The organism is Desulfamplus magnetovallimortis, from assembly GCF_900170035.1.
Classification (GTDB): domain Bacteria; phylum Desulfobacterota; class Desulfobacteria; order Desulfobacterales; family Desulfobacteraceae; genus Desulfamplus; species Desulfamplus magnetovallimortis.
Genome location: NZ_LT828550.1, coordinates 96,914 through 107,338 on the forward strand (window position 1 = coordinate 96,914; position 10,425 = coordinate 107,338).

The window sequence follows — 10,425 nt, forward strand, 5'->3', positions numbered from 1 at the left end:
AAAGAGCAGAAGATGTGGTGATGTTGTATGATTTGAGAGGTTTGACTTTCAGGATAAAAATGGGCATACTTCATATCCTTACAAAAGTACTTTACACTTTTTTGGGGGGAACACCCTGAAAACGTAGTTTTGTTTCAGAAAGTGTAAAGTGATTATGAAGTATGCCTAAAATTGATACCTATGGCCTCTTGAGCCTTGTCAACACTGTCTGAATCAGGATTCCCAAGATTAACGAGATAAGCCAGGATGATATTTCTTGAACATCTTTTTTATCCTGGTTATCCTGATTTAGACAAATTCCGCAACTGGAAAAAAGCAATAAGATGTCGATTTTGAGTTAATAGGATAAGGCAGGATTATCTATCCTGAACATCTTTTTTATCCTGGTTATCCTGATTCAGACAAATTCCGCAACTGCAAAAAAAGCAATAAGATGTCGATTTTGAGAATATTACAGATTTTTTTTCATAATAACTCCTGTGATGTGTTGACAGTAGGAGAAACCCCGGGTTTTGCAGCTTAAACAGATGACGTAACGAAACAGGCATGATTGATTGTGTATGAATTTTTCTCAAATATAAGCCAGGGACAAGGCTCACAAGTGCCGGAATGCCGTGGACGGAAAATACGGTTGACAGTCTCTCATGAACAAGACATTTGTTCTCCTGGGGTGGGAAGGCTTTTTGTTGTTTGTCTCACCGTGCTGATAATACTTTTTGGAATGCTTTTGGGGATATTTCCAGGAAACCATTTAAAAGGGAACCTTCATGCCGCCAATTTAAGCGAATATGATATAAAAGCCGCATTTGTCTATAATTTCTGCCTCTTTACCGAATGGCCAGCCGATACTTGCCCCGCTCCGGATACTCCAATTTATCTTCTTGTTGTGGGAAATGATGATCTCAGGGACTCTTTTCTCAAAATTAATGGAAAAAAAGCAGGAAAAAGAACCCTTGATGTCACATTTTTCAATCCCCGTGAAGACATTCTGTACAATCCCCGTGAGGACACTCTGTTCAATCCCCATGAGAATACGGTGGATGAAAAGGCACTCAGACGTTTTCATATGGTTTTTTTCAGTGAGGATGTTGATGCTAAATTTTTGACAGAGATGATTATGGTTATTGGAGACTATCCTGTTCTGACACTTGGTGAGACAAGAGATTTTATCCAGAAAGGTGGGATGGTGAATTTCTTTGAAAAAAACATGCGCCTTTTATTTGAAGTTCATAACAATCGTGTCATGACAAGTCATATCCGCTTAAGTTCCAGGCTGTTGAAGCTGGCAATAATTGTCACTGATTAATTTTGTGTTTCCTGTTGTCACTTGTACCATGGGATAGTTAAATCAACATATTATGGAGCCTTTCATGATATCTTTATTAATGAATACCTGCCTGATCTTTACGTTGACCCTCATCATGACTCATTTTACTCTCGTTGATTCAGTTGTTGCACAGACCAATGGAGATCAATCCTTTCCCGTTGTTAATACCAACGGTGCTATACTCAATCATACCGGAGATACACACTGTAATACCGGAGATATATCCAATGATGCTTATGCTATGCTCACTAATGCTGATGCAATGCTCACTAATGCTGATGCTGTGCTCAATAATGCCGATGTTATGCTCAATAATGCCGATGTTATGCTCAATAATGCCGATGATATTGATCTTTTGAGTATAAATATTGAAAACCTGATGGATATGCAGGTTACTTCTGTCGGTAAAAAACAGCAGGTGCTCTCAAGCAGTGCTGCTGCCATTCACGTCATAACTGCGGAGGATATCAAACATTCAGGGGTAACCTCCATTGCAGATGCCCTCAAACTGGTACCGGGGCTTCATGTGGCAAGACTTAATTCCGATAAATGGGCAATCAACAGTCGGGATCTTGGCAGTCGATTTGCTGAAACTCTTCTTGTTCTCATAGATGGCCGAAGTGTTTACACTCCCTCTTTTTCCGGTGTCTATTGGGAGGTTCAGGACACTCTGCTTGCAGATATAGATCGCATCGAAGTGATTCGGGGACCCGGTGCAACACTGTGGGGAGCCAATGCCGTTAATGGGGTGATCAATATCATCACCAAAAGCAGTAAAGAGACTCAGGGGGGGCTTGTTGAGGCTGGGGCAGGAGACCTGGAGCATCGTTTTGGCTCTGTCAGATATGGCACTGCAATTACAGACAATGTTAATGCAAGGATTTTTTGCAAGGGCTTTGACCGTGAATCCCTTACCCATCCGGACGGAAGTGAATCGACCAGGGGGTGGGAGAGTTTCCGTGGAGGGTTCCGCATGGATGCCGACATTACCAGTCAGGATTTGTGGACGCTTCAGGGTGAACTCTACAGCGGAGATATCTATCAGTGCATGAAGGAGCTCCCTATTCTTCCCGTGTCTGATTTTATGGTGGAAGAGACACCATCAACGGGTTACTCTTTTGCCATTGAGGATCACAGTGAAGTTTCAGGAGGCCATATTCAGATGGCATGGCAAAAAATCCTGTCATCTTCTTCTGAGTGGGATCTTCAGCTATATTATGATCGTATGTACAGAAAAGAGTTGTTCATAACCGAAGAGAGGGAGAGTGTGGATCTGGAATTTGAGCACCGCTTTTCACCAATGAGCCGCCATGACGTTGTGTGGGGGCTTAGATGCAACCATACCTGGGATCACTTTGACGATACATTGATGATGTCCGCCGTCCATGACAGTGACAGAAATACCCTGTTCAGTCTTTTTGTTCAGGATGAATTTCTTCTCATACCAGATACCCTGTGGCTCACTCTGGGCACGAAACTGGAGCATAACGAAGTTACAGGAAGTGAAATTCTTCCCGGTATCCGACTCTTCTGGTCACTCAGTAACAGTCATAAGCTGTGGGGGGCTGTTTCCCGGGCGGTTCGTAATCCCTCAAGGCTGGAACGGGATGGAGAGGCAATGCCTTATCTATCACCTCCATTCAGCCTTGAGATGTCGGAATATCCATATACAAATTATCTGCCAGTTGTCTATTCACTGTCCGGTGGAGAATGGTTTGAATCGGAAAGATTGTTATCATGGGAAGCCGGATATCGCTTTATAGCCTCTTCCAGCTTTTTTGCTGATATTTCCCTCTACTACAACAGATATAATAACAGCAGATCCTTTGAAGTGGATGAGTTGATTATTCATGATGACTGGATTGAGCAGAAAATACGTTTTGTTAACGGCCCGTCATGGCAAACCTGGGGCGGCGAGTTGTCCCTGGCATGGAATCCATTGGATTGGCTCAAGCTGGACATGGCGTATTCCTTTCTGAGGCGGCAGCTCAACTCTGAAGCAGAAGTGAGCAGCAAGGCTCCGAACCATCAGTTTTCACTACAGGGAACCCTCTCTCCCCTTGACAGCATAAACTTCCATTGTAGGCTCAAGTATGTTGATGATTCTTCTCAGGTTCTCTGGAGTGCACCCCCTGACTTTCTTTACGATATTGATGCATACACCACCCTTGATTTTGCTGTAATCTGGAAGGCCACTTCCCATATTGATATATCTTTATCTGTTCAAAATCTGCTGGATGAAGCACATGTGGAGGCAGTACAGGAGGTATGGATACCTCCGGAAGAGGTAAGACGCTCCATATATGGGAAAGTCACCTGCTCATTTTAGTTTTTATTGGGCATCCAATCAAAAAAAATGGCATCTTTCATTTAAGAATCACTCTGAAATAACTTGCCCAAAACATACCCCAACCCTCTCTACATGAATGGAGAGGGGGATAATGGAATAGTTGAGGAAAAAGATTGAATTACCAGGCAGAGAACCTCTCCATCCGGACCAAAATCGTGATCATGCTGTGCGCCACTGCCATCATGACGCTTATCTTTGTTGTGACAGCGCTTGTTGTATATGAAAAGCGGAGTATCAAAAAAAATCTGACTTCAGAACTTATCTCCATAGCCGATGTGGTGGGCCTTAATAATGGCGCTGCCCTGATATTTAATGACGACAAGGCAGCCTCTGAGAATCTCTCATTTCTTTCAGCAAAAAAATCCATTGCAGCCGCAATCCTCTACGACCAATCCGGCACTGTAAAGGCATCCTACCACAGAGAAGGCAACACATTTAATGAAATGCCCAAAAACATTGATTCCATTCTGCATCAGATAGAAGAAGACAAGATAGACTCCCACACTGCTGTCCACTCATTTCAGACCAACGGATACCTTAATGTGATTCGGCATGTTCATGCACAGGAGATGCACATGGGCTACATCCATCTTATGGATGATATGCAGAGCATCCGAGACCGTCTGCTGTCCTACTATTTGCTTTTATGTTTTGTGGTATGTATAACTTTTGTATTGGTGATATTCATGGCATCCAGACTTCAGCTCCTTTTTACTGCACCACTATTTAAATTGATGGACTCCATGGAAAAGGTTATATCGGAAAAAAACTACAATGTAACAATCAGGGAGGGGGGTAAAGATGAGTTCGGCACTTTGATAGGTCACTTCAATAAAATGCTCCATGAGATACAGTCAAGGGATCAGGAGCTGAAGAGCTACAGTGCCGACCTGGAACAGCGTGTGGCATTGAGAACCAATGATTTGCTACAGGCCAAAAAAGATCTTGAAAAGAGTGTAAATGAGCTTGAAGTGGCCAAGGAGTCGGCTGAGGCAGCAAACCGGGCCAAATCGAGATTTCTGGCCAACATGAGCCATGAGATTCGTACCCCCATGAACTCTGTGTTGGGATTTCTGAGCCTGAGCCTTGAAGATGAAACCCTGCCGGAGCTTCATCGAAAACAGCTCACCATAGCCCACAACTCTGCCAATTCCCTTTTATCTCTTCTGAGTGAAATACTGGATTTAAGCAAAATTGACAGTGGAAACCATACCTTTGATGAAAAACCTTTCAGCCTTAGACAGATGCTTGACAATTTGATCAGGCCATTTTCCGTGCAGGCCAGGGCAAAAAAACTTGAACTTACCGTTTCTGTTGCCACCGGAGCCGTTGACCTTGTGATTGGGGACATTTCACATGTCAGCCAGGTTCTCAATAATCTCATAAATAATGCCGTAAAATTTACAGAAAAAGGAAAAGTAAGCATCAAAGTGGAATCTGCCTACCCTGATGCACTTCTTAGGCAGCAACATGAAATGGAGTCATCTTTAAATTCTTCTGCCGGGGATGAAATTACCGGTGATATAGATGAAGTTCCCGGTGATCTAACGGAAGGGGAATCCCCGCCCATTGAAGTGATTCTCTTCTCCATTGCCGATACCGGCATTGGAATTCCTGCAAACAGGCTTGATATCCTGTTCGACCCCTTTACCCAAGGTGATGTCTCCACCACAAGAAGATATGGCGGAAGCGGCCTTGGAACGGCAGTGGCAAAGCAACTTGTGGAGTTTATGGGAGGTCGCATCTGGGTTGAGAGTACCATGGGGGAGGGGAGCAGATTTTTCTTTACTATTCCATTCAGGCTTGCGTCAAAGAATTTGCTAACGCCCAATGCTGCTCAAGCTTTTGCCCATGATTCTGGAAAGACTGGCAATCTACGTAATGCCCATGACTCTGGAAAGACGAGGAATCTACGAAATACCCATGATTCTGAAAAGATGTCTGATAATATGGCAACTCTACGAATTGCCCACGATTCTGAAAAGACCGGAAATTTACGCACTGCACATGATTATGAAAATAGGGGAGAGGGAGATAAAGATAAAAAAACAGACCCTGCTCCGGTCGTGGAGGAAATTGCCGAAAATAGATTTTTTCTGACCCCATTTCTTGAAAATCCGGGGAATGAGGAAAGGATTGAACATCTCAAGGCAGAACTTGAAGGGCTTAAAAAAGCGTGCGGTGAATATTCACCGGACGCCACAGAACCTTTTGTCATAGCCCTTGAAAAGATTGTTGAGCCATCGCTGCTTGTGCCAATCCGAAACCGGATTGATCAGTTTGATTTCGATGGTGTCATTGAAGATGCTGACTTGCTGGCTGAAAAGCTTGGGCTGTCATTGTGAAGTTTGATTTCAAATAGCACAATCATGCTCATCCCTTAATCCTTTACCGTGAAAATGACTATCATTTTTATATTTGGGGGTGATTGATACGCAATCATGCCCGTTTAATCAAGGTTCAAAATTTGGCTGAACCTTCATCTATACGATTAAGAAAATTACATAATTACTCAAAATCGACATCTTATTGCTTTTTCCTGTTTGCTGAATTTGTCTAAATCAGGATAACCAGGATAAAAAAGATGTTCAGGATAGATAATCCTGCCTTATCTTTGTTAATCTTGATTCAGACAGCATTGACAAATTTCAAGAGGTTATATGTGTCGATTTTGAGTGATTAATTATAACGATCAGATTAATATTGATGGTATCGTAAAAAGTCCAAAAAGCCAAAGTCGATATTAATAATTTCAGTGGGTTACGGCTAAAAAAATCCCAAAATCGGACTTTTTACAGGTTCATCAATATTGGGAATATTTCATATCTTTGCCAGTGCCACAGCACACGCCTTGTATTCAGCGGTTAAAGTATTGGGGTCAAAGGCCGGATTGGTAAGCCAGTTGGCATTGCCCTCTCTGAAATGAAACGCCATCCAGACCATTCCCTCTGGAACCTCCGGCGTCACCCTTGCCCTTACCTTTACCTCACCACGCCTTGAATATACCTTGATCATCTCGTTGTGGGCAATATCAAGGGCTTTGGCATCTGCAATTGAGATGTCCGCTGTCTCTTCCCCCAGAACTTCGTTAAGACCTTCGCATCTGCCTGTCTGGGTTCTTGTGTGGTAATGGTAGAGCCGTCTGCCGGTGCTGAGTACAAAGGGATACTCCTCATCAGGCACTTCAGCAGGAGGAGTCCATTCAACAGCCATGAAGCTGCCCTTACCTTTGGTAAATCTTCCTTCCATATGAAGAATCGGGGTTCCCGGGTGTGCTTCGGTGGGGCATGGCCACTGTAGGCCGTCTTTTTCTATGCGGAGATATTTGATGCCGCCAAGGTTTGGAGCCAGAACAGATATCTCATTGTCCCATATCTCCTGTGCTGAGTCAGATTTCCAGTTGTGTCCCATTCTTTTTGCAATCTGCTTGAATATCCACCAGTTGGGCTGGGCATATCCGGGGGCCGGGCTTGCTGTTCTGACACGGCTTACCCTGCGTTCACTGTTGGTAAATGTGCCGTCATTTTCGCTCCATGCTGCTGCGGGAAAAACAACATCTGCAAAACGGGTGGTTTCGTTTTCAAAAATATCCTGACATACCATAAATTCGGCAGATGCAAGTTCATGTTCCACCTTGCGGATATCAGGTTCTGTATTGGCAAGATTTTCGCCAAAAATGTAAAAACCTCTAACTTTTTTATCAACAAGGCCGTCCATCATCTGGGGAATCATAAGGCCGTTTTTGTCTGGAAGCTTTTCAACACCCCATGCTTTTGCAAATTTTTCACGGGATTTTGCATCAATCACTGCCTGATACCCAGGGAAAACATTGGGAAGCGCCCCCATGTCACATGCACCCTGTACATTATTTTGTCCCCTCAAAGGATTAACTCCGCCGCACTCAACACCCATATTGCCAAGGAGCATCTGGAGATTGGCAATGGACATTACGTTGTTTTTTCCGCAGGTATGTTCTGTAATTCCAAGTGTGTAGCAGACCATCACAGGTTTTACAGATGCCAGAAGGCGTGCTGTTTTCTTTATTGTTTCAGCATCAATACCGGAAATTTCAGCAGCCCTTTCAGGCGGATATGTCATTGCACATGCCTTTAGTGCTTCAAAATCATCGCAGCATCTTTCCACAAATTCGTGGTCATATAGATCTTCTGTTATAAGTACATTCATAAGGCCGTTGAGAAGGGCAATATCGCTTCCCACTTTCAGGGGAAGATGAAGATTTGCAAAATCAACCAGCTTGTGTTTTCGGGGATCAACAACTATGAGCCCTGCACCGTTTTGTACTGCATTTTTAAGAAAAGTTGATGCCACAGGGTGGGCTTCTGTCATGTTGGAGCCTATCACCATGAACATCTTTGCCTTTGCAAACTCGTTAAAGGAGTTTGTCATTGCACCGGAACCAAAAGAGGTCGCCAGACCGGCGACAGTTGGAGCATGTCAAGTTCGGGCACAATGGTCGATATTGTTGGTCTTGAAAACTGCCCTGAAAAGCTTCTGCATCTGGTATGAGTCTTCATTTATACTTCGGGCACAACTTACACCTGCCAGGGCATCAGGCCCGTGATTTTCAATGATTTCAGTAAATTTTTGGGCAACAAGATCCAGAGCCTCGTCCCAGGTTGCAGGGCGAAGTTTGCCTTTTTTACCTGTTCCGTCATTATCTTCATCTGCATTGCCGTTTCCAGCGTTTCCCCTGATAAGAGGAGTTAAAAGGCGCTCTTTGGAGTAGATAAAATCATAGCCAAAGCGCCCTTTAATGCACAATCTTCCCATGTTGGGAGCGCCATCTTCAACACCTGTCACCTTTACAATCTTTTTATCTTTTACATGGAGAAGCTGCTGGCATCCAACACCACAGTAGGGGCATGTTGTTCTTATTTTTTGAGTTTCCCAGGGGCGTCCATGTCCCATGGCTTTTTTCTCAACAAGGGCACCCACAGGACATGCCTGAACGCATTCTCCGCAGAATACGCAGTCAGAACCCATAAGAGTGTCATCGGTACCTGCAATTATTTTGCTGTCGCTGCCTCTGTATCCAAAGTCGATTGCCCTGTTCACCTGTACCTGATTGCATGCAGCAACGCATCGTCCGCACAGAATACAACGGGTGCTGTCCCTTATTATAAAAGGGTTATCACGTTCGGCAGGAACCATCATGGCCGGCTGGGGTTCTCCTGTTGTTCTTCCCTTTACCTGGTAACGGTATGCAAGATTTTGAAGTTCGCAATCTCCCCAGGCAGGACAGAGATCTTCATTCTGGTCATTTACAAGGGTTTTCATCTGGAAATCAGTCCATGACTCTTCTTTGGATGAGCCAATGGCGCAATTGTGATTGCCGGAATTGAGCATAAGTTCCAGAATTGTTTTTCTGTGGGAGATAACCTTTGGGGATTCTGTTCTGATTACCATGCCTTCAGCAGCAGGGGTTGTGCAGGATGCTATGAGATCCTTTCTGCCTTCCATCTCCACTATGCAGATACGGCATGCGCCTGTGGGCGTTGTTCCCTTAAGGTGGCATAGTGTAGGGATATCAATTCTGTATCGTTGTGCCACTTCAAGAATGGTCTCGCCAGGCTCAAAAAGGCAGGTATGACCGTTGATAATTATGCTGTTACTTTGTTGCATCATTTTTTTATAGCACCTCCCAAATTCGAGTTTCTTCAATCTTGCCCGTGTTGCAGTCTATTTGATTAAGGAACGCTATGCCAAATGTGGCATAACGAATGGGAGAATATAGGATAAGATATTTTTTGTCAAGAATGGTCTGTGAAGAAGAGATGAAAAAAAGGATAATGAAAAAGCGGTGTAAAAGAGGCTAATAATAACCTTTTGGGGGGAGGTTTTTAGTTGTTTTTCTATCCGCCTGCAATTAGGGGCAGAAGATATATGACAGCATTATCAGGTATTTTTGTGGTCTCAAAAAAGGGAGAAGAGACAAGTTTTCCGTTCAATCTTACAGCAGCGCAGAAATTTGTATGAGGCAGTTGATTTAGAAGATCCCTGACACTCATGTCATTTTTCCATTCCATTTTTTTATCATCGACAGTTATCATTGTTTTTCCATGTTTTGGTTTTATGTAGATTATGGTATCATATAGCCGTAAAGGGTCAAGGATTTCAATAATATGAGTATTTTTCAGGATTGCGGGGAAATTGTTGATAATGGAAAGGTATAAAAATAAATACCGGATTGATTCGGCACGGCTGAAAAAATGGGATTACCGTTGGGCAGGTTCATATTTTATAACCATTTGTACACAAAATAAAATACATTATTTTGGGGACATAAAAAACGGTAAAATGTCATTGTCTAATATCGGAACCATTGCAGATATATTGTGGCATGAAATTCCCAATCATACCATCAATGTGACATTAGGTGCGTTTACGGTAATGCCCAATCACATTCATGGGATATTGATATTATCAGGTGTGTATGATGATACATTATGTAATGCCGGTGCAGTAAATAATGGCGGTTTCGTAAATAATATGGGTGCCGTAAATAATGCCAATGCTGCAAATAATATGGGTACAGTCAATCATTCCAATACCGCAAATAATGTCGATACCGTTAATAATGCCGATACCGTCAATGATGTCGATACCGTCAATGATGTCGATACCGTCAATGATGTCGATACCGTCAATGATGTCGATACCGTAGAGACGTTGCATGCAACGTCTCTACAGCAACAACACGCACAACAATCAAATCACCCATCCGGAC

General features: G+C 43.4%; 6 protein-coding genes. 4 read left to right on the plus strand and 2 right to left on the minus strand.

Annotated elements, in window-relative coordinates; genetic code table 11:
• Positions 1-631 precede the first annotated feature (631 nt).
• The 3 genes from MTBBW1_RS17475 to MTBBW1_RS17485 all read left to right on the plus strand — a co-directional run bounded on the left by MTBBW1_RS17475 (position 632) and on the right by MTBBW1_RS17485 (position 6,022).
• Positions 632-1,306 (plus strand): YfiR family protein, encoded by a 675-nt coding sequence (locus tag MTBBW1_RS17475; protein WP_080805367.1) that lies wholly within the window; start codon positions 632-634, stop codon positions 1,304-1,306.
• Positions 1,307-1,370: 64 nt separating this feature from the next.
• Positions 1,371-3,656: a TonB-dependent receptor plug domain-containing protein gene (locus MTBBW1_RS17480; RefSeq protein WP_186441438.1), complete on the plus strand. Its 2,286-nt coding sequence runs from the start codon at positions 1,371-1,373 to the stop codon at positions 3,654-3,656.
• 134 nt (positions 3,657-3,790) lie between these two features.
• On the plus strand, positions 3,791-6,022 hold the full coding sequence (locus MTBBW1_RS17485) for an ATP-binding protein (protein ID WP_080805371.1): 2,232 nt from the start codon (positions 3,791-3,793) through the stop codon (positions 6,020-6,022).
• Positions 6,023-6,497: 475 nt separating this feature from the next.
• Here the strand turns inward: MTBBW1_RS17485 and fdhF are convergent, their stop codons facing one another.
• Both fdhF and thiS read right to left on the minus strand, forming a co-directional pair.
• A complete protein-coding gene (fdhF, locus tag MTBBW1_RS17490; RefSeq protein WP_080805566.1) occupies positions 6,498-9,320 on the minus strand; it encodes a formate dehydrogenase subunit alpha in 2,823 nt (940 codons plus the stop codon).
• 230 nt (positions 9,321-9,550) lie between these two features.
• A complete protein-coding gene (thiS, locus tag MTBBW1_RS17495; RefSeq protein ID WP_080805373.1) occupies positions 9,551-9,748 on the minus strand; it encodes a sulfur carrier protein ThiS in 198 nt (65 codons plus the stop codon).
• A gap of 109 nt (positions 9,749-9,857) precedes the next feature.
• Here thiS and MTBBW1_RS28490 point away from each other — a divergent pair.
• Positions 9,858-10,425, plus strand: a 568-nt coding sequence (locus MTBBW1_RS28490) for a transposase (protein WP_080805375.1), incomplete at its 3' end; no start/stop codon positions are given.

What these genes read in the sequence shown, in the direction of transcription:
- MTBBW1_RS17480 (WP_186441438.1), top strand. Translation starts at nt 1,371, where the DNA reads ATGATATCTTTATTAATGAATACCTGCCTGATCTTTACGTTGACCCTC.
- thiS (WP_080805373.1), bottom strand. Translation starts at nt 9,748, where the DNA reads ATGATAACTGTCGATGATAAAAAAATGGAATGGAAAAATGACATGAGT.